This window comes from Otariodibacter oris, from assembly GCF_009684715.1.
Taxonomy (GTDB): Bacteria; Pseudomonadota; Gammaproteobacteria; order Enterobacterales; family Pasteurellaceae; genus Otariodibacter; species Otariodibacter oris.
The window spans coordinates 1,209,884-1,228,892 of sequence record NZ_CP016604.1 but is presented as its reverse complement, the minus strand read 5'-3'; the positions used below and the strand labels follow the sequence as shown (position 1 = coordinate 1,228,892).

General features: G+C 37.7%; 18 protein-coding genes. 10 read left to right on the top strand and 8 right to left on the bottom strand.

Annotation, left to right across the window (positions count from 1 at the left end; genetic code table 11):
* Positions 1-134 precede the first annotated feature (134 nt).
* The 5 genes from mepM (at position 135) to A6A10_RS05670 (ending at position 5,593) form a co-directional block, all read left to right on the top strand.
* Positions 135-1,502, top strand: coding sequence for a murein DD-endopeptidase MepM (mepM, locus tag A6A10_RS05690; RefSeq protein WP_121121116.1), 1,368 nt, complete (start codon positions 135-137; stop codon positions 1,500-1,502).
* Positions 1,503-1,514: 12 nt separating this feature from the next.
* Positions 1,515-2,204 carry a bifunctional protein-disulfide isomerase/oxidoreductase DsbC gene (dsbC, locus tag A6A10_RS05685; protein ID WP_121121118.1) on the top strand — a complete coding sequence of 230 codons (690 nt, stop codon included), beginning with the start codon at positions 1,515-1,517 and terminating at the stop codon, positions 2,202-2,204.
* A 137-nt stretch (positions 2,205-2,341) separates the two neighbouring features.
* A complete protein-coding gene (galT, locus tag A6A10_RS05680; RefSeq protein ID WP_121121120.1) occupies positions 2,342-3,394 on the top strand; it encodes a galactose-1-phosphate uridylyltransferase in 1,053 nt (350 codons plus the stop codon).
* Positions 3,395-3,403: 9 nt separating this feature from the next.
* Positions 3,404-4,558 carry a galactokinase gene (gene galK / locus A6A10_RS05675; protein ID WP_121121122.1) on the top strand — a complete coding sequence of 385 codons (1,155 nt, stop codon included), beginning with the start codon at positions 3,404-3,406 and terminating at the stop codon, positions 4,556-4,558.
* A gap of 51 nt (positions 4,559-4,609) precedes the next feature.
* Entirely contained in the window at positions 4,610-5,593 is a 984-nt protein-coding gene (locus tag A6A10_RS05670; RefSeq protein WP_121121124.1) for a galactose-1-epimerase, read from the top strand.
* A 103-nt stretch (positions 5,594-5,696) separates the two neighbouring features.
* Here A6A10_RS05670 and A6A10_RS05665 read toward each other — a convergent pair whose 3' ends face one another.
* The 5 genes from A6A10_RS05665 to grpE all read right to left on the bottom strand — a co-directional run bounded on the left by A6A10_RS05665 (position 5,697) and on the right by grpE (position 12,079).
* Positions 5,697-6,359, bottom strand: coding sequence for a YoaK family protein (locus A6A10_RS05665; protein ID WP_121121126.1), 663 nt, complete (start codon positions 6,357-6,359; stop codon positions 5,697-5,699).
* Positions 6,360-6,653: 294 nt separating this feature from the next.
* Positions 6,654-10,574, bottom strand: coding sequence for an ATP-dependent RNA helicase HrpA (gene hrpA, locus A6A10_RS05660; RefSeq protein ID WP_121121128.1), 3,921 nt, complete (start codon positions 10,572-10,574; stop codon positions 6,654-6,656).
* Positions 10,575-11,027: a DUF441 domain-containing protein gene (locus A6A10_RS05655; RefSeq protein WP_121121130.1), complete on the bottom strand. Its 453-nt coding sequence runs from the start codon at positions 11,025-11,027 to the stop codon at positions 10,575-10,577.
* 68 nt (positions 11,028-11,095) lie between these two features.
* Entirely contained in the window at positions 11,096-11,386 is a 291-nt protein-coding gene (locus A6A10_RS05650) for a CCDC90 family protein (RefSeq protein WP_121121132.1), read from the bottom strand.
* Between the two features lie 99 nt (positions 11,387-11,485).
* Positions 11,486-12,079, bottom strand: coding sequence for a nucleotide exchange factor GrpE (gene grpE / locus A6A10_RS05645; RefSeq protein ID WP_121121134.1), 594 nt, complete (start codon positions 12,077-12,079; stop codon positions 11,486-11,488).
* 192 nt (positions 12,080-12,271) lie between these two features.
* On the opposite strand from grpE, the gene aspS reads away from it, so the two are divergent.
* The 5 genes from aspS (at position 12,272) to ruvC (ending at position 16,646) form a co-directional block, all read left to right on the top strand.
* Positions 12,272-14,041, top strand: coding sequence for an aspartate--tRNA ligase (gene aspS / locus A6A10_RS05640; protein WP_121121136.1), 1,770 nt, complete (start codon positions 12,272-12,274; stop codon positions 14,039-14,041).
* Between the two features lie 89 nt (positions 14,042-14,130).
* Positions 14,131-14,565, top strand: a complete 435-nt coding sequence (gene nudB, locus A6A10_RS05635; protein ID WP_121121138.1) for a dihydroneopterin triphosphate diphosphatase — start codon at positions 14,131-14,133, stop codon at positions 14,563-14,565.
* An 89-nt stretch (positions 14,566-14,654) separates the two neighbouring features.
* The gene (locus tag A6A10_RS05630; protein WP_121121141.1) at positions 14,655-15,395 is read left to right on the top strand and encodes a YebC/PmpR family DNA-binding transcriptional regulator; all 741 of its coding nucleotides are present in this window, start codon (positions 14,655-14,657) and stop codon (positions 15,393-15,395) included.
* Positions 15,396-15,423: 28 nt separating this feature from the next.
* The gene (locus A6A10_RS05625; RefSeq protein ID WP_121121142.1) at positions 15,424-15,975 is read left to right on the top strand and encodes an ACP-like domain-containing protein; all 552 of its coding nucleotides are present in this window, start codon (positions 15,424-15,426) and stop codon (positions 15,973-15,975) included.
* Positions 15,976-16,070: 95 nt separating this feature from the next.
* On the top strand, positions 16,071-16,646 hold the full coding sequence (gene ruvC, locus A6A10_RS05620; protein ID WP_121121144.1) for a crossover junction endodeoxyribonuclease RuvC: 576 nt from the start codon (positions 16,071-16,073) through the stop codon (positions 16,644-16,646).
* A gap of 33 nt (positions 16,647-16,679) precedes the next feature.
* Here ruvC and A6A10_RS05615 read toward each other — a convergent pair whose 3' ends face one another.
* The 3 genes from A6A10_RS05615 to A6A10_RS05605 form a co-directional block, all read right to left on the bottom strand.
* On the bottom strand, positions 16,680-17,429 hold the full coding sequence (locus tag A6A10_RS05615; protein WP_121121146.1) for a histidine phosphatase family protein: 750 nt from the start codon (positions 17,427-17,429) through the stop codon (positions 16,680-16,682).
* Between the two features lie 19 nt (positions 17,430-17,448).
* Positions 17,449-17,796, bottom strand: coding sequence for a RidA family protein (locus tag A6A10_RS05610; RefSeq protein WP_195759410.1), 348 nt, complete (start codon positions 17,794-17,796; stop codon positions 17,449-17,451).
* 72 nt (positions 17,797-17,868) lie between these two features.
* Positions 17,869-18,888: a branched-chain amino acid aminotransferase gene (locus tag A6A10_RS05605; RefSeq protein ID WP_121121149.1), complete on the bottom strand. Its 1,020-nt coding sequence runs from the start codon at positions 18,886-18,888 to the stop codon at positions 17,869-17,871.
* Positions 18,889-19,009: the final 121 nt, after the last annotated feature.

Here is a 19,009-nt window from a genome sequence, read left to right as displayed (position 1 = left end):
ATTGTAGATATTTGATTAAAGTTAGCGGATTTACATTCATTTGACAAGAATGTTGTGGGGAATTTTTTGTATTTGGTATAGTCATAGGAAAACAAGATAGATGATTATACAAATTTTGAGACTAGGGTAGTATTTTGCAACATGTTATATTTGCTAGAGACAGACGTCGTAAAAAAAATCGCATTATAGTGATTCTTTTTTTAGTATCTGTCATTTTTATCTTTATTGCAGTAATGCTTTCTTTAAAGATCAATTCGAATAATGCTACAGATGAGATTAATCTGAGCTTATCAGTGGATCAAATTAATGAAAATGCAACATCCTATGAGGATGATTTCTTGCTTGATGATGATTTGGATGATGAAACTATTAAGCGAATCCAAGATGAGGCTGCAATAGATGGTGCTATAGATTCATTTATTGATATGGCAGAGGAAGCTATCAGAATTCAGCAACAATTTAGTTATACAGTAACTGATGGCGATACGTTATCTAATGTATTAGAGCAATCTGGTTTGGGCGGAGATACTGCAGTTTCCTTAGAAAAACAATTTCCTGAACTTGTTCATTTGTTACCAGGACAGCAGTTTTACTGGGTTTTGGGAAAAAACAATGAATTAGATTATATGAATTGGCTCATTTCAGAAAAAGAAGAAAAAATTTTTGAGAGAGCCTCTGACGGTCAATTTAGTGTTAAAACTGTAGAGAAAGAGAGTGTTTGGAAAACTGAAGTTATTAAGGGGACTATAGAAGACAGCTTATCTACTAGTTTGAGTCAAGAAGGATTATCTAGTCGACAAATAAAGCAGTTAGCAACAGCATTACAATGGCAAATATCTATGACTAAATTACAGAAAGGAGATCAATTTTCGATTTTAGTAAGACGAGAATATGTCAATGATAAAGTGACTGAATTAGGAAATGTCGAAGCGATTCACCTTATGAGCGGTAACAAGAGTTATTATGCGATTCAGGCTGATAATGGTCGATATTATAATCTACACGGTGAAACCTTGGGGCAAGTATTTTCTCGTTATCCATTACAATCTCGAGCAAGAGTTTCATCACCATTTAATTTAAGACGATTACATCCTATTACTCGCCGGATTTCTCCTCATAAGGGAGTAGATTTTGGTGTACCTATTGGAACACCTGTTATAGCACCTGCAGACGGGATTATTGAGCGTGTCGCCTATCAAGCAAATGGAGCTGGACGTTACATTACTTTGAAGCATGGTAGTCAATACACAACAGTTTATATGCATTTGAGTAAAGTGTTAGTTAAAGCTGGGCAGAACGTTAAAAAGGGCGATAGAATTGCTTTATCTGGTAATACAGGACGTTCTACAGGACCTCATTTACATTATGAATTCCATATTAATGGTCAACCAGTTAATCCTATGACTGTAAAATTACCTGGTACAGGCTCAGGATTACCAACGAAAGAAAGAAAGTCGTTTTTAGCTAAAGCAAAACAAATTCAAACACAACTTAAATTTTGAGGATCTTTTTACATGAAAAAAAGCATAATAGCATTCGCTCTTGCATCACTCATCAGTACTAGTTGGGCAAGTGATGCATCATTAAAACAGCAACTCGAAAAAATTGGAGCAAAGAATATAAAAATATCCGAATCAGTATTACAAGGATTCAGAACAGCAGTTTCAGATCAAGGTGTTGTACAAATCAGTAATGATGGACGTTTTATCATTCAAGGTAAGATTTTTGAATTAAATAATGGAAAAGTCACAGATATAAGCAATAGTGTTCTCATGCCAGAATTAAATGCATTAAGTGATGAGATGATTGTATATCCTGCAAAAAATCAAAAACATGTAGTTACTATATTTATGGATATTACTTGCCAATATTGCCAACTACTTCATAAAAGAATCAAAGAGTACAATGAGTTAGGTATTACTATTCGATATTTAGCTTTTCCTAGAACTGGATTAGACTCTCAAATCGCGAGACAAATGGAGTCTATTTGGAAATCTGAGGATAAGGTGTTTGCGCTTAATGAAGCAGAAAATGGACGTTTACCAAAACAGTTATCTAAGCCTAATATTGTAAAAAAACACTATAATTTAGGACTTAAGTTTGGGGTAACAGGAACACCAAATATTGTGACTGAAAATGGAGAGTTAATATCGGGTTATGTTGAGCCTAAAGATTTATTAGCAATGTTAGATGAGCAATATTAATATAAAGTGAAGTTTGTTACATATCATATAGTATAAATGACCGCTTGATTTATCGTTTTTATGATCTTGCTCATATACTCCTTAAACGCTTTTGGATATAATTTTAACCAGTGTTATTTGACTATTAAGGAAAGAATATGAGTGAACAATTTGTATTAAACGACCATCCTCATCGTCGATTTAATCCACTTAAAAATCAATGGGTTTTAGTTTCACCTCATCGTGCAAAACGCCCTTGGCAAGGACAACAAGAAAAATTAGTTCAAGATGAAAGACCAACATACGATCCAACCTGTTATCTCTGCCCAGGAAATAAACGTATAACAGGGGAGAGTAATCCGAAATATACTGAACCTTACGTGTTCAAAAATGATTTTTCTGCATTACTTTCTGATACCCCAGCTCCGCCTGAAAGTAACGACCCGCTTTTCAAAATTTCTCATACGCAAGGTGAAAGCCGAGTTATCTGTTTTTCACCGGATCACAGCAAAACACTCCCGCTTTTAACCCAACAAGAAATTGCGAAAGTAGTGAAAACTTGGCAAGACCAAGCCAATGAGCTAAAACAACGTTACCAATGGGTACAAATTTTTGAAAACAAAGGGGAGATGATGGGCTGTTCAAACCCACACCCTCACGGACAAATTTGGGCGAGTAATTTCTTACCAAATGAAATTGCCACAGCAGATCAATGCCAAGCAGATTACTTAAAAGAGCATGGTTCTGTACTTTTAGTTGATTACGCAAAACGTGAATTAGAATTAAAAGAACGTATTGTGGTTGAAACAGAAGATTGGCTTGCGGTTGTGCCTTATTGGGCAAGTTGGCCGTTTGAAACATTGCTTTTACCAAAAGCAAAACAATTCAAACGTATTACTGATTTGAATGCGGAAGAAAGAGAGGATTTAGCTCTTGCATTGAAAAAATTAACGACTCGTTACGATAATTTATTCAATATCAGTTTCCCTTACTCAATGGGTTTCCATTTTGCCCCATTTAAAGAAGGAAATGATGATCATTGGCAATTACACGCTCATTTCTATCCACCGCTTTTACGTTCTGCAACAGTACGTAAATTTATGGTGGGCTATGAAATGATGGCAGAAACTCAGCGTGATTTAACCCCAGAGCAAGCGACTGAAAGATTGCTAGCCGTAAGCGACGAAATTCATTACAAATTTGCTAAATAAGGAATTCCTATGAACCCAATCGAACTTTCCCAAACTGAATTTGAGAAACACTTTGGTTATAAAGCAGCACAAACTGTATTTGCACCGGGCCGAGTCAATATTATCGGTGAACATACCGATTATAACGATGGATTCGTCATGCCTTGTGCGATTAACTACGGTATGGCAGTGAGCTTTACAAAACGTGATGATTCAATTTTTAGAATTTATGCAATTGATATCAATGAAACTGATGCTTTTGATATCAAAAAGGAACTGTTAAAAAGCGAAGATAAATGGAAAAACTATGTGCGTGGCGTGGTTAATTTCATCAAAGCACGTTGCCCAGAGTTTATCCAAGGGGCAGATATTGCAATGACAAGTGATGTGCCAATGTCTTCAGGCTTAAGCTCTTCTGCTGCATTGGAAATTTCAATTGGTAAAACTTGCCAAGTATTAGGTGATTTACCACTCAGCTTGGCGGATATTGCACTTATTGGACAAGAGGCTGAAAATAAATTTGTTGGGGCGAATGTAGGGAATATGGACCAACTTACTTCTGCATTAGGGCAAAAAGATCATTTAGTGATGATTGACTGCCGTAGCCTTGAAATTACGCCAACGCCAGTGCCACAAGGCTATTCAATTGCCATTATCAATTCAAATGTTAAGCACGACTTAGTAACGGGCGAATATAATAGCCGTCGCCAAGAATGTGAAAATGCGGCAGAATTCTTTGGTGTGAAAGCGTTACGTGATGTGAGCGTTGAGCAATTTGAACAACGTGCGGAAGAGTTAAAACAACAAAGTGAATTAGCTTATAAACGTGCAAAACACGTTGTCACTGAAAATGCACGTGTACTTGAGGCGGTTAAAGCCTTAAAAGCAAATGATATGGAAAAATTAGGCGTATTAATGGCTCAATCGCACAACTCAATGCGTGACGATTTTGAAATTACTATTCCTGAAATTGACTACCTTGTTGAATTAGCTCAAGTAGCTGTCGGTAAGAAAGGTGGTGCGAGAATGACTGGCGGTGGCTTTGGTGGTTGTATCGTCAGCCTTGTTCCAAATGATAAAGTTGAGGCATTACGTCAATTAGTTGCTGATAATTATGAAAAACAAACGGGAATTAAAGAAACATTCTACGTTTGCACGGCAAGTGATGGGGTTCATCTCGTTTAATCATTGAATAAAAAGGTGGGAAAATCCCACCTTTATTTTTTGGAGATTATTATGAATTTATATGTACTTGAAAATGATTTCTTAAAAATTACCTTATCAGATTTTGGGGCAAATTGGCTTTCCTGTATCGTGAAGTTACCGAATGAGCAACGAGAAGTCTTAGTAACCACTACACCAGAAAATTGGCAGAAACAAACAGCCTATTTTGGTGCAACAGTAGGGCGTTATGCCAATCGTATTGCCAATGGTCGCTATACTTTAAATGGTAAAACCTATCATCTGGCACAGAATAATGGCGAGAATAATTTGCACGGTGGAAACATTGGGGCAGATAAACAGTTATGGCAGGTTGAATCATCTTCCTCACAAGCGGTAAGATTTAGCAAAACTTTTGCAAATGGCGAAGAAGGCTTTGGTGGCGAAGTGAAAGTAACGGTCGATTATCGCTTAGCAGACAATCAATTAGAAATTGAATTTAACGCAATCAGCGATGAAGATACGCCACTTGCTTTAACCAATCATGCTTACTTTAATCTATCGGGTGAACCGACCATCAAAAATCATCTGCTAAAACTCAATGCCACTCACTATTTACCCGTAGCAGAAAATGGTATTCCTAATGCTCCATTAAAAGCAGTACAAGGCACAAGTTTTGACTTCACTCAAGCGAAACTGATTGGGCAAGATTTATTAAGTGATGCTGATCAACAAGCAGTAAGAGGTTACGATCATGCTTTTAAACTTGCAAAAGATTCAGATGATCTCACCGCTTACGCCGATGCGACACTCACAGCAGATCATCTAACCCTTGAATTACGCACAACCTATCCTGTTCTACAAGTTTACACAGGGAATTGGTTAGCAGGGCAGCCAAACTTGACTGATGGAGTTTATGAAGATTATGCAGGAGTTGCATTAGAGGCAGGTTTTTATCCTGATACACCAAATCATCCTGAATGGTCGAATGTTGGTGGAGTTACAACAGCAAATGAGCCTTATCATCACAAAATTCAATATCGGTTTATTCAGGCGTAATAAGGGATATGTAAGGCTTTAGCTTTGGACATTATAATAAGGTAAAGAGGGGCAATAGGTAATCTATCGCCCTTTAAGTTTGTTAATTTAGAATGCTCCACGCTTAGAGAAAAGCTTTTTTGTCTTTAATAAGTAAGAAGAGTGTGATCCCTAAAAAAATCAAACTAAATAAAATAGTCCGTTGACCAAAATGTGAGATAAAAAATCCATTTACTAATGCTCCAAAGCCAAAACTACCTAAAATGAACAACGTATCTTTAAAGGCAACTTTTTTGACTGGGTCATGATCGATATAGCCTTCAAAGAAATGAGTTGAGAGGTTTCGCAAATTTCCTGTCATCATCAAAGAGGTAAAAGGCTTGCCTTTTAATTTTGTAAATGCTTGTAACTGCATAGCTGCGGCAATTGAAAGTAATGCATTTGATAGGAGATCTGGGAAAAACGGAGAAAATAATCCAACAAACAGTAACAATACAGTTTCAATGAGTAAAAAAGTGAGTTGCTGATTATTGGTGATTTTATTTTGTAGGTATCGTGCGATTAAAGCACCTGAGAAGAAAGCAATAATAGGAATAATATAGTTAATTAACACATTCCAATTACCTTGCCCTAAATGAATGCCAAGTAAAATAAAGTTACCTGTTTGGAGTCCAGCAAAGACTTCCCCATGGGTCAAAAATGTATAGGCATCCAACCCACCTGCTGTTGCGGCGAGTGCAAGCCCAAACTCTAAACGTTCATGTACTTCATGTTGTTTTGTATCCATCTTATATTTCCTTTTATTTTTATCCTATTATATTTATAAAAGCGGCAAAATAGATTTATTAATGAGAAAAGATTGTTAAGAAAAAATAGTCACGTTTATCTATCAATTGCCGTTACCTATTTTGAGGCTTTTTTAAAAAGTGAAGATAGAGAAATGATCTGTCTGAAAATCTCGGTTTCTATTTTATAACTAATGGCGTAGAGATCAATTGTTTCAAACGTATAAGAGTTTCCTATTCTTTTTCAGTGCAAAGAATAGGAAATCTATCTTACTTATATTGGGATCTAAAAAAGATTATTTAATTTCTGCAATACTATTCAAAATCCGTTTATCTGAAATTGGGTATTTCGTCCCAAGTTGTTGGGCAAATAGGCTGACTCGTAATTCTTCAATCATATAGCGGATTTCTGCAACTTCATCAGAAATCGGTTTTGATTTTGGCAGTTTCGCCAATAATTGTTGATAGGCTTGTTGCACTTGTTCAACTCGTAACATTTTCGCTCTATCTGCATTGCTATCGACCACTAATTTATCTAATCGTTTATCAATAGCGGTTAGATAACGATAAAGATCGGCAAGTTTTTGATAGCCCATTTTTGTAACGAAATTCGGGTAAATTAACCCTTTAAGTTGCGCTTGAATATCGGATAAAGCAAATGCCATCGTGAAGTCTAATTTACCTTTTAATCGTTTACTGATTTCATAGGCAAGCGTTAAGCTTTTTTCCACTTGTTTGGCTATTTCAACGGTCATATCGTTTAAGTTAGCTCGGACATACTCTTGTAACGCAGTGTATTTTTCTTCAGACCAAACAAAGCCACCAAAATCTTCAATCAGTTTATCAACGGCACAAGCGATACAGTCATCAATCAATTCTAATACTTTGCCAAATGGGGCGAAGTAAAGCCCTAATTTTGCTTTATTTGGCAGTTTTTCGTGTAAGTATTTGATTGGCGATGGCACATTCAATAGCAATAATCGACGAAGTCCCGCTTGCATTGCATTAGCTTGTTCAAATTCCGTTTCAAACAGTTTTACGCCCACGGAGGTTTGTTCATCCACAATAGCAGGGTAGGCTTTTACGCTGAAATGCTGTTTTTTCTGTTCGTAGAATTTGGGTAAATCGGAGAAATTCCACAAATGCACACCGCTTTGCTCGATGCCATCATCGGCGATATGTGAAAGGGTAGATTGCACTTCATCTTTTAATGAGAATTTGAGTTCGTCCAAGTTTTCACTTTCAGCAAGGGTTTTATTTTTGCCATCAATCACTCTAAATCGCATACGCAAATGAGCCGGTAATTGTTGTAGATCCCACGACTCAGGCTCGACTAACACTCCAGTCATTCGACGGAGTTCGTAACTTAAACTTTCTAGTAATGGTTTTTCAAAAGGTTTGGCTCTTGATAAAAAGGCCTCCGCATAGTTTGGTGCAGGCACAAAACTGCGTCGGATGGATTTTGGTAATGATTTGATTAGGGCGATAATCAACTCTTGGCGAAGTCCAGGGATTTGCCAATCAAAGCCTTCGGGTTCAACTTGGTTCAGTAATGGCAATGGGATATAAACTGTTACCCCATCAGCTTGTGAGCCAATATCAAATTGATAGCCTAATTTTAATTTGAGATCGCCTTGATACCAGAAATTTGGGAAATCTAACTCACTAATTTTATTGGCATTTTCATTAATTAAGAATGATTTTTCAAAATTGAGTAAATCAGGATCTTTCTTACTTGCGACTTTCCACCAGCTATCAAAATATTTAGAGGAAACAACCTCAGTGCCTACACGTTGATCGTAAAAATCAAATAGCACTTGTTCATCAACCAAAATATCACGACGACGAGATTTATGTTCTAAGTTTTCAACTTCTTTGATCAAGCGGTTATTTTCTTTGAAAAATTTGTAATTATTATGCCATTCGCCCTCTACTAATGCAGAACGAATAAATATTTCTCTGCTGACAAGCGGGTCGATCTTGCCATAATTTTGCAAACGATTTGCGACAATTGGTACACCATAAAGGGAGACTTTTTCATACGCCATTACCGCACCTTTGGACTTCGCCCAGTGAGGTTCGCTATAACTATTTTTGACTAAATGTTGAGCGAGTGGTTCCACCCATTCAGGTTCAATTTTAGCGGAGATCCGTCCCCATAATTTTGAGGTTTCGACCAATTCTGCCGTCATAATCCACTTCGGTTGCTTTTTGAAAAGCACAGAGGCAGGGAAAAGGGAGAAATGGGCATTTCTTGCCCCCAAGTAAGTTTGCTTTTCACTATCTTTTAAGCCGATATGGGAGAGCAAGCCAGTGAGTAGGGCAGTATGAATTTGTTGATAGCTCGCTTCATCCGTATTGATGCGTAACCCCATTTCTCGTACTGACAGGCGCAGTTGATGATAAATATCTTGCCATTCACGCACACGTAAATAGTTGAGATAATCCTTTTGACATAAGCGACGGAATTGGTTTTTGCTCAAGGCTTTTTGTTGCGCTTGAATAAAATGCCATAAATTCACGAAGGCTAAGAAGTCCGATTCTTTATCAGCAAAACGTCGGTGTTTATCATCGGCAGATTGTTGCTTTTCTTGAGGTCGTTCTCTCGGATCTTGAATAGAAAGTCCAGAGACAATCATCATCACTTCGTGCAAGCTACCATTTTGGCTGGCAGCAATCACCATTCTGGCAAGACGAGGATCGATAGGTAATTGGGCTAATTGACGACCAATTTGTGTGAGTTCTCGGATTTCGCCACGCTTTGTTGAACGGGTTTTAAAGGCTTGTAATTCTTCAAGTAATTTTATCCCGTCTTGAATATTTCGATGATCGGGTGCATCAACGAATGGAAAAGCCCCAATATCACTTAAGCCTAACGCTGTCATTTGTAAAATAACAGAGGCTAAATTGGTGCGGAGAATTTCTGGATCGGTAAACTCAGGGCGATTATTAAAATCTTCCTCAGAATAAAGACGAATACAGATCCCTTCTGATGTCCGCCCGCAACGACCTTTACGTTGATTGGCAGAGGCTTGAGAAATTGGCTCAATCGGTAAGCGTTGTACTTTGGTACGATAGCTATATCGTGAAATACGCGCCGTCCCAGTGTCAATCACATATTTGATATTCGGAATAGTGAGGGACGTTTCTGCTACGTTAGTGGCTAACACAATGCGATTTAATCCGCTTGGATTAAAAATGCGTTGTTGTTCGCTACTGGATAATCGAGCATAAAGGGGTAAAATTTCCGTATGGCGAAGTTCTTGCTTTTGCAATGCTTCGGCAGTATCACGGATTTCCCGTTCACCATTCATAAAAATCAGAATATCGCCACGACCTTCTGCTTGCAGTTCATCAACCGCATTGAGAATCCCTTGTAACTGGTCTTGATCTTCTTCCTCAATAATCGGGCGGTAACGGACTTCAACTGGGAAAGTTCTGCCCGATACTTCAATAATTGGGGCATTATCAAAATGTTTAGAAAAACGCTCAATGTCAATGGTCGCAGAGGTAATGATCACTTTAAGATCAGGACGTTTGGGTAAAATTTGTTTTAAATAACCAAGGATAAAATCATTGTTTAAGCTACGTTCGTGAGCTTCATCAATAATTAGTGTATCGTATTGATTGAGGTAACGATCTGTTTGAATCTCGGCAAGTAATATCCCGTCTGTCATCAATTTGATTAAGCTATTATCGCTCACTTGATCGTTAAAGCGGACTTTATAACCGACAACTGAACCTAATTCTGATTTAAGTTCTTCTGCAATGCGAGTGGCAACAGAACGTGCTGCAATTCGACGAGGTTGTGTGTGTCCAATTAGTCCTTTCACACCTCGACCAAGTTCTAGGCACATTTTCGGTAATTGGGTGGTTTTCCCTGAACCTGTTTCCCCCGCAATAACGACGACTTGGTTTTCTTCAATGAGTTTTAAGATTTCTTGACGATGAGCAGATACGGGTAGGTCAGGGTAGTCGATAGTAAGATTTTGTTCTTTGCGAGCAAAATAACGAGCCTTACAAGCGGTCAGATCTTTCTCAATTTCTGCAATAACAGCTTGTTGTGATTGTTCATTTTTTATCGTGGCAATCCCTCGAATGCGACTGGCTAAATGGCGACTATCTGCGATAGTTGTTTCTTTTAATTGTGCCATTAACGCTTTTTGTTGATGGGTAAGCGGTCGGTTATGATATTTTTTTTGCTTATTTTGATTCATTTATACTTTCCCTATAGCCAACGATAAAATCCCTGCTGCAATGAGTGGACCGACGGGAATTCCACCCAGAAAGGCGACCCCAATGATAGTACCGATTAATAACCCTGTGACTAACACAGGTTGGCTTCCCATTAAGCTTACACCTCGTCCGCCTAGCCAAGCGACTGCAATACCCGTGATTATGGCGAGGATCATTTTTAAATTCACAAGTTGAGCAATTTCAGGTAGTGAAATTCTGCCATACACGAGAGGGCTGAGTACTCCAACAGTTAAGATAATGACACCGATTTTCATGCCATATTTATCCATCGTTGGAAGATATTGGGATAAAAAGGTTTGTTGCATTATCAATAATATTGCTGCAGAAATGGTGACGGAACTGTTTTGGCTTAATAAGCCTAATACGATAAGAATAACGAGCAGTAAAGCGATTGCATTAAATTGTAAAGACATAGTGATTTAAATAATAAAATCCCTTATTTGTTTGGCAAATAAGGGAAGAGATAAGATTGTGTGAATCGTTAATTGATAAACTTCATTAGCCCCATTAGGACACCAACACCCGCAAGAATGAAACCTGCCATTTTATACATTGAGGCAGTTAAGCGGACTTCTAATTGCGACATATCGTTCTTTATTTCCGATTTCAATTCTTTCAGATCGGCTTTTGTGGCAAGCTGACTTTGGCTTTGCTCCAAAGCTTCATCAAGAGCGTCCGCAAATGCCTCTGCCATTTCTGGAGATTGGTTAGCTTCTTGTAATTTTTTTACAAAACGCAGTTTATCAAATCGAATATTCACAGTATGTTCCATTTATTTTCCTCTCATTAGTGATAAGTGATTTAATCATAACCACTCGTATAATAGTTGAGGAAATTTGGTTAAACTTTTACGATCGAGATCGCCGAATAATTAACTGGCAACCATAACCATTGCAGGACGAATCACACGTCCGTGTAGTGTGTAACCTTTTTGCATTACCACACTGATATGGTTAGGTTCAATACCTTCTGCGGGTTGCATTGAAATAGCTTGATGTAATTCAGGATCGAACGCATCACCCACAACACCTACAGATTCAACACCAAAGTTAGCCAAGGTTGAAACTAAACTTTTATGGGTTAATTCCACACCTTCTGCAAGAGCTTTGACGTTTTCATCTGCCCCTTCAAGTGCTTGTAACCCTCTTTCAAGGTTATCAACGACATTTAATAATTCTTTTGAGAATTTTTCTAATGCAAATTTATGTGCTTTTTCAACGTCTTGTTCAGTGCGACGACGGATATTTTCAACTTCTGCTCTTGCTCTAAGTTGAATTTCTTGTTCTCTCTTATCTGCATTAGCAATGTATTCTTCGAGTTCTTGAACACGAGCAATCGCTTCTTCTAGCGGATCAGTTTGTGGTTGTTGTTCTTGATCAACTGCCTCTGGTGCAACTGTTTCTTGTTCTTGTGTTTCAGTTACAATTTCTTGCTCGACTTGTTCTTTCTCAGTTTGGTTTGTCATTCATTCATCCTCTAAACATAATAACAATTAAATTTTGCAAAATTTTGCAATTAAGTGACCGCTCTAATATAGCGTTAAATTATCGGAATTCAAGGTATTGTAGATTATTTTTGTATGGAATCTGTTTTCTCACCTTATATTTCGCTATAATCACGGCAATTTTTTGCAAAATTCACAAAAGGATAATTTTATATGATGCGTTCTCATTATTGCGGTAGTTTAAATCGCACACACGTTGGTGAACAAGTAACGCTTAGCGGCTGGGTTCATCGCATTCGTAACTTAGGCCGTTTTATTTTTATGCAAGTGCGTGATCGTGAAGGGATTGTACAAGTATTCTTTGATGAAAAAGATGAGGCTATTTTTAAAATCGCATCAAGCTTGCGTAATGAAGCTTGTATTCAAATTAAAGGCGAAGTGATTGCCCGTGATGAATCTCAAATTAATAAAGAGATGGCAACAGGGGAAATTGAAGTATTAGTTAAAGATATTTTTGTTTATAACAATTCAGATGTATTACCTCTCGACTTTAACCAAACTAATACCGAAGAACAACGTTTAAAATACCGTTATTTAGATTTACGTCGTCCTGAAATGGCAGAACGTTTAAAAACACGTGCTAAGATTACAAGTTTTGTACGTCGCTATATGGACGATAACGGTTTCCTTGATATTGAAACTCCAATGCTAACTAAAGCAACGCCAGAAGGTGCAAGAGATTACTTAGTGCCAAGTCGTGTGCATAAAGGTAAATTCTACGCATTGCCACAATCACCACAGCTATTCAAACAGTTGTTAATGATGTCTGGTTTTGACCGTTACTACCAAATCGTAAAATGTTTCCGTGATGAAGATTTACGTGCAGACCGTCAGCCTGAATTTACCCAAATCGATGTGGAAACTACCTTTATGACTGCACCTGAAGTGCGTGCCACAATGGAAAAAATGATCAGAGGCTTATGGTTAGATCGTTTAAACGTTGATTTAGGTGAATTCCCACAAATGACTTTTGCGGAAGCTATGCGTCGTTTTGGTTCTGATAAACCAGATTTACGTAACCCGCTTGAATTAATAGATGTGGCTGATTTAGTTAAAGACGTAGATTTTAAAGTGTTTAGTGGTCCAGCAAACGATCCTGAAGGTCGTGTTATCGCAATTCGTGTACCGAATGGTGCTGAAATCACCCGTAAGCAAATTGATGAATATACGCAATTTGTCGGTATCTACGGAGCAAAAGGCTTAGCGTGGGCTAAAGTAAATGATGTGACTGCGGGCTTAGAAGGCTTACAAAGCCCAGTAGCTAAATTCTTAAATGATGATGTAGTAAAAGCATTACTTGAAAGAACACAAGCACAAAATGGCGACATTATTTTCTTCGGTGCAGACAAAGAAAACGTTGCAACGGATGCAATGGGGGCATTACGCTTAAAAGTGGGGCGTGATTTAGGTTTAACTGACTTAGATGCTTGGAAACCTCTTTGGGTTGTTGATTTCCCAATGTTTGAAAAAGATGATGAAGGTAATTGGTCTGCAATGCACCATCCATTTACTGCACCAAAAGATTTAACCCCTGAAGAGTTAGTGGCTAATCCAAAAGAAGCGGTAGCTAATGCTTATGATATGGTGATTAATGGTTACGAAGTCGGCGGCGGTTCTGTGCGTATTTTTGATCCGAAAATGCAACAAACAGTATTTGGCATTTTAGGTATCAATGAACAAGAACAAAGAGAAAAATTTGGATTCTTACTTGATGCATTGAAATTTGGTACACCACCACACGCAGGTTTAGCATTTGGGTTGGATCGCTTAACCATGTTGATTACAGGCACAGAAAATATCCGTGATGTAATCGCATTCCCTAAAACAACGGCAGCGGCTTGTTTAATGACAGATGCGCCAAGTTTAGGTAATCCAAAAGCATTAGCTGAACTTGCAATTCAAACAACAGTGCAACCTGAATAATTCAGTCAAAGTCCCTATTACTATGCAATATTGATAGTAATAGGGACGTTCTATTTTATAAGCGGTTAGATTAATCTCATATTTTGCAAATGAAATATAAAAATCCTTTCTCTGTGCTTGTGGTGATTTATGCTAAAGATACTCATCGAGTGCTGATGTTACAGCGAGATGATGATTCTGAGTTTTGGCAATCGGTAACAGGGACGATAGAAACTGGTGAACAACCTTATCAAACAGCACTTCGGGAAGTAAAAGAAGAAATTGGTGTAGATATTGTTGAGCAAGGTTTAGTTTTAAAAGATTGTGAATATTCACTAAAATTTGAGATTTTTCCCCAATTCCGTTATAAATATGCACCTGAAACAATATACTGCACTGAACATTGGTTTTTGTTGGAATTACCAGATGAAATTGTTCCTAAATTGACGGAACATTTAGACTATCAGTGGGTATCGGCAGTTGAAGCCATTCAATTGACAAAATCGCCTAATAATGCAAAGGCGATTGAGCAATATTTAATATAAAAATTTACATTAGAAAGAAGTAACTTTATGTTGTTAAACATGATTTTACTCAATACATTTGAACTTTGATTTAATATAGGGAACTAACGATGGCAGGTCATAGTAAGTGGGCTAACATTAAGCACCGTAAGGCAGCACAGGATGCGCAACGCGGTAAAATTTTTACAAAATTAATTCGTGAACTTGTTACAGCTGCAAAATTAGGCGGTGGAGATATTAATTCTAACCCTCGTTTACGTACTGCGGTAGATAAAGCATTAGCAAGTAATATGACACGTGATACGATTAATCGTGCGATTGATCGCGGTGTTGGTGGCGGTGATGACACTAACATGGAAACCAAAGTTTATGAGGGCTACGGTCCAGGTGGTACAGCGGTAATGGTTGAATGTTTGAGTGATAATGCAAACCGCACAATCTCTCAAGTGAGACCAAGCTTTACTAAATGTGGTGGTAATTTAGGGACAGAAGGATCTGTTGGATACTTATTCAGCAAAAAAGGTTTGATTCTTATTGAATCTGCAGATGAAGATAGCTTAATGGAAGCTGCTATTGAAGCTGGTGCTGATGATGTGCAACCACAGGATGATGGTAGCTTTGAAATTTATACTGCTTGGGAAGACCTAGGTAGTGTACGTGATGGTATCGAGTCTGCGGGATTTAAAATTGAATCGGCAGATGTTGCAATGATTCCATCAACAACAGTTGATTTAGATGCGGAAACCGCACCTAAATTACTTAAACTGATCGATATGCTAGAAGATTGTGATGACGTACAAAATGTTTATCACAATGGTGAGATCAGTGATGAAGTGGCAGCTTTATTGTAGTGCCATTCTTAATTTACGGAGAATAAATATGAAATTAGTTAAATTTTTACCAGCAGTTACAGCAGCATTAGTTTTAGCAGCTTGTTCAGATGTAGGTAGCATGGCAGCTAAAACTGACAGTATGGTAAAAAGTGGAGTAGATGCAGTAGATGGTGCAGCTTCTGCTGTATCAAACGCTGCTTCGGCAACAGGAACTGCGGTAAAAAATGGTGCTGAGTCTGTCTCTGACAAAATGACTCAAGCAAAAGACATGATTACTACGAGAAATAAATCTGTTGTTTATACTTGCCAAAACAATACAACAGTAACAGCAACTTATGGTTTCCAAAATAATTTACCTAAAGGTGCGAAAGTATTATTAGGCAAAAATACTCTAATTACTGATTTTGTACTCGATGAAGATCATAGCAAGAAAACTGATACAACAACATTTGTATCAGGTGACTATGTTTGGAGCGTAGAATCTGGATTAACACAACAAAATTTAGGCAAAATTGATGCGATTATGTTGTATAAAACAGGTGCTCAAGCAGACGAAATTCTTGCTAAAAATTGCTCGATTGTTCAATTTGATAACTAATCAAATAAATTATTCATAGTTGATTAAAAAGCGGGTAGATCTGCAAAATATTTTGCAAATCTATCCGCTTTAGTATTTTGATAAAGGGAATTTTGATGGCAATTATCTTAGGCATTGATCCTGGTTCAAGAGTGACGGGATACGGTGTGATTAAGCAAACAGGTAAGCAATTGGATTATTTAGGTAGTGGGGCAATTCGTACTTCAGTGGATGATCTGCCAACACGTTTAAAGAGAATTTATGCGGGAGTAACGGAAATCATTACGCAATTTCAACCTGATATGTTTGCGATTGAACAGGTCTTTATGGCAAAGAATCCTGATTCTGCCTTAAAACTAGGGCAAGCTCGTGGAACAGCGATTGTTGCAGCAGTAAATCAAGATTTACCCGTATTTGAATATGCAGCCAGATTAGTCAAACAAACGGTGGTGGGAATTGGTTCAGCGGATAAGGTACAAGTACAGGATATGGTAACACGTATTTTAAAGCTTTCGGCTAAGCCTCAAGCTGATGCTGCTGATGCATTAGCTATTGCGATTACTCATGCACATTCTATTCAACATTCATTAATTGTTGCCCATAATAGCGAACAACAAGTTGGCTCGGATAAGCAAAAAATATTAGCTTTAATGAAAACTCGTTACAGTAGAGGAAGATTTAGGTTGAAATAAAAGGGGCTATTTATTAACCCCTATATTTGTGTTTTATTCATTAGCTAAGGCTAACCATTCATCTAAAGTTAGGTTGGCAATCACATTGGGTTTTCCCGACCCATCAGGTTGAAAAATAATAGTTTGACCAGGGTTTAAGTAATAGCCATAAGCTTTATCAAATTTCCCTTGATGTGTAAAAAGGACAATATTTGTGCCAGCTGGTGGGGGTGTAACGGTTCTGTTACGTAGCCCTTGTAATGAGCGTTGTAATTCGTCGTTATCTCTAAAATAAAGTGATCCAGTAAGATCACGATTCATGATTACAGGTTTTCCCATTGCGGCTAACGCATGCTGATAAACAAAGTAATATTCACTTGACCAAACCGCACTAATCGGCGCATTAAGCGAAGTGTATACATTACCAAGCTGTTGCATTAAATTTGTACTTTTCTCGGAAATTCTTTGCCCATCGTCCATAGAACCGGGAATAGCATTACCGTCTCTTCCCCCTGACCCTGTATAGCGATGAATAATAATGAGTCCACCTTTCGCAATACGATTTTTAAGATCCGTGGGTGTAGAAGGTTCAGGTTGTGACAATTTATTTGTCGTCGCAGTAATAAATGCAGTGTTGTTATAGGCGGTATTGTAAATTTGTGAAGCGGGATCGGTATTCGGTGCGAGTCGTTCAGCAATATTGATAAACGTAGTCGGTGGAGGGCGTTGATTAGTTGCTGTTGCATTAGCTAATGAGGGTAATGAGAGCATGGCGGTTAAAATAAAAGAGGTGCAAAACTTCATAATATTCTCCGATTAAAATTTAAGTCGTTGCTGCGGTGATCACAATTTCTACTTTCCAGTTTGGATTGGCTAATCGAGCTTCGACAGCTGCTCTAGGTGGTGCATTTCCATCTGAAACCCATTCATCCCAAGCTTTATTCATTTCGTCAAATTCGAGCATATTAGAAATAAAGACTTGTGCCATTAAGATACGCTCTTTACTTGTGTTTGCTTCTGCTAATAGTTTATCTATTTCGGCTAAAACTTGTTTTGTTTGACCATACATATCTTGTGAGTCATCTTCTGGAACTTGTCCTGCTAGATATGCGACACCATTATAGATAGCCATTTCTGATAGGCGTTTACCTACATTAAATCGTTTTATCATCATTATTCTTCTCTAAATAATAAAACAGTTAAATCGGTTTATTTTAGATTTAACTGTTTTATTTTGCTGAGTTTATTCTACTTTAACTATCCAACCTTCAGGGGCTTCAATATCACCAAATTGGATACCCACTAATTCATCATATAGACGTTGTGTGATAGGACCCACTTCTGTTTCTGAATAGAATACATGGAAATCATCACCATACTGGATACCACCGATTGGTGATATTACAGCGGCTGTGCCACATGCACCGGCTTCAATAAATTGATCGAGTTTATCAATATAGATATCCCCTTCTATCGCTTCTAAGCCTAATCTTTCTTTTGCAAGATAGAGTAGGGAGTATTTAGTAATACTTGGTAAAATAGATGGAGAATTTGGCGTGATAAATTTATTGTCTGCTGTGATACCGAAAAAGTTTGCTGCACCAACTTCTTCTATTTTTGTGTGTGTTTTTGGATCAAGGTAGATACAGTCTGCAAAGTTTCTTTCTTTTGCTAATTTCCCTGGGTATAAGCTTGCAGCATAATTCCCACCTACTTTAGCTGCACCAGTACCGGCTGGAGCTGCTCTATCATATTCTGAAATTAAGAAATTAGAGGGTTTCATCCCATTTTTGAAATAGGCTCCAACAGGACAACAAAATACGCTGAATATAAATTCAGGAGCGGAATGTAGCCCAAGGTTTTCCCCTACACCAATAACAAATGGGCGTAAATAAAGTGTTGCACCACTACCATAGGGGCCAAGCCAATCTTTATTTGCTTTTACCACTTCTGTACATGCACGAATGAATAATTCAGCAGGAACTTGTGGCATTAATAAGCGAGCACAACTTTTTTGAAGTCTTTTAGCATTTTCTTCAGGACGGAAAAGGTTGATAGAATTATCTTTGCAACGATAGGCTTTTAAGCCCTCAAAACATTGTTGTCCATAGTGGAGTGCAGGAGACCCTTCATGGATATGTAGTGTATCATCTTGAGTAAGTTCTCCTTCATTCCATTCCCCATTTTTCCAGTGTGCAATAAAACGATAATCTGTTTTTATGTAAGAAAATCCAAGATTTTGCCAATCAATATTTTTAGTCATGTTATTTTATCCTTGTTTTATTTGTTGTTTGCAATAAGCATGAATTTACACCATTCAAGATAGTTTTGAAAAGAGTAAGAGATAAAAATTAGGGAGATTTATATAAAAAAATGGATTTACT

Coding starts and splice junctions, on each gene's coding strand:
- A6A10_RS05610 (WP_195759410.1), bottom strand. CDS start 17,796: ATGATAAAACGATTTAATGTAGGTAAACGCCTATCAGAAATGGCTATC.
- A6A10_RS05650 (WP_121121132.1), bottom strand. CDS start 11,386: ATGGAACATACTGTGAATATTCGATTTGATAAACTGCGTTTTGTAAAA.
- hrpA (WP_121121128.1), bottom strand. CDS start 10,574: ATGAATCAAAATAAGCAAAAAAAATATCATAACCGACCGCTTACCCAT.
- A6A10_RS05670 (WP_121121124.1), top strand. CDS start 4,610: ATGAATTTATATGTACTTGAAAATGATTTCTTAAAAATTACCTTATCA.
- galK (WP_121121122.1), top strand. CDS start 3,404: ATGAACCCAATCGAACTTTCCCAAACTGAATTTGAGAAACACTTTGGT.
- A6A10_RS05615 (WP_121121146.1), bottom strand. CDS start 17,429: ATGAAGTTTTGCACCTCTTTTATTTTAACCGCCATGCTCTCATTACCC.
- dsbC (WP_121121118.1), top strand. CDS start 1,515: ATGAAAAAAAGCATAATAGCATTCGCTCTTGCATCACTCATCAGTACT.
- A6A10_RS05605 (WP_121121149.1), bottom strand. CDS start 18,888: ATGACTAAAAATATTGATTGGCAAAATCTTGGATTTTCTTACATAAAA.
- A6A10_RS05625 (WP_121121142.1), top strand. CDS start 15,424: ATGAAATTAGTTAAATTTTTACCAGCAGTTACAGCAGCATTAGTTTTA.
- aspS (WP_121121136.1), top strand. CDS start 12,272: ATGATGCGTTCTCATTATTGCGGTAGTTTAAATCGCACACACGTTGGT.
- A6A10_RS05665 (WP_121121126.1), bottom strand. CDS start 6,359: ATGGATACAAAACAACATGAAGTACATGAACGTTTAGAGTTTGGGCTT.
- galT (WP_121121120.1), top strand. CDS start 2,342: ATGAGTGAACAATTTGTATTAAACGACCATCCTCATCGTCGATTTAAT.
- grpE (WP_121121134.1), bottom strand. CDS start 12,079: ATGACAAACCAAACTGAGAAAGAACAAGTCGAGCAAGAAATTGTAACT.
- A6A10_RS05655 (WP_121121130.1), bottom strand. CDS start 11,027: ATGTCTTTACAATTTAATGCAATCGCTTTACTGCTCGTTATTCTTATC.
- ruvC (WP_121121144.1), top strand. CDS start 16,071: ATGGCAATTATCTTAGGCATTGATCCTGGTTCAAGAGTGACGGGATAC.
- A6A10_RS05630 (WP_121121141.1), top strand. CDS start 14,655: ATGGCAGGTCATAGTAAGTGGGCTAACATTAAGCACCGTAAGGCAGCA.
- nudB (WP_121121138.1), top strand. CDS start 14,131: ATGAAATATAAAAATCCTTTCTCTGTGCTTGTGGTGATTTATGCTAAA.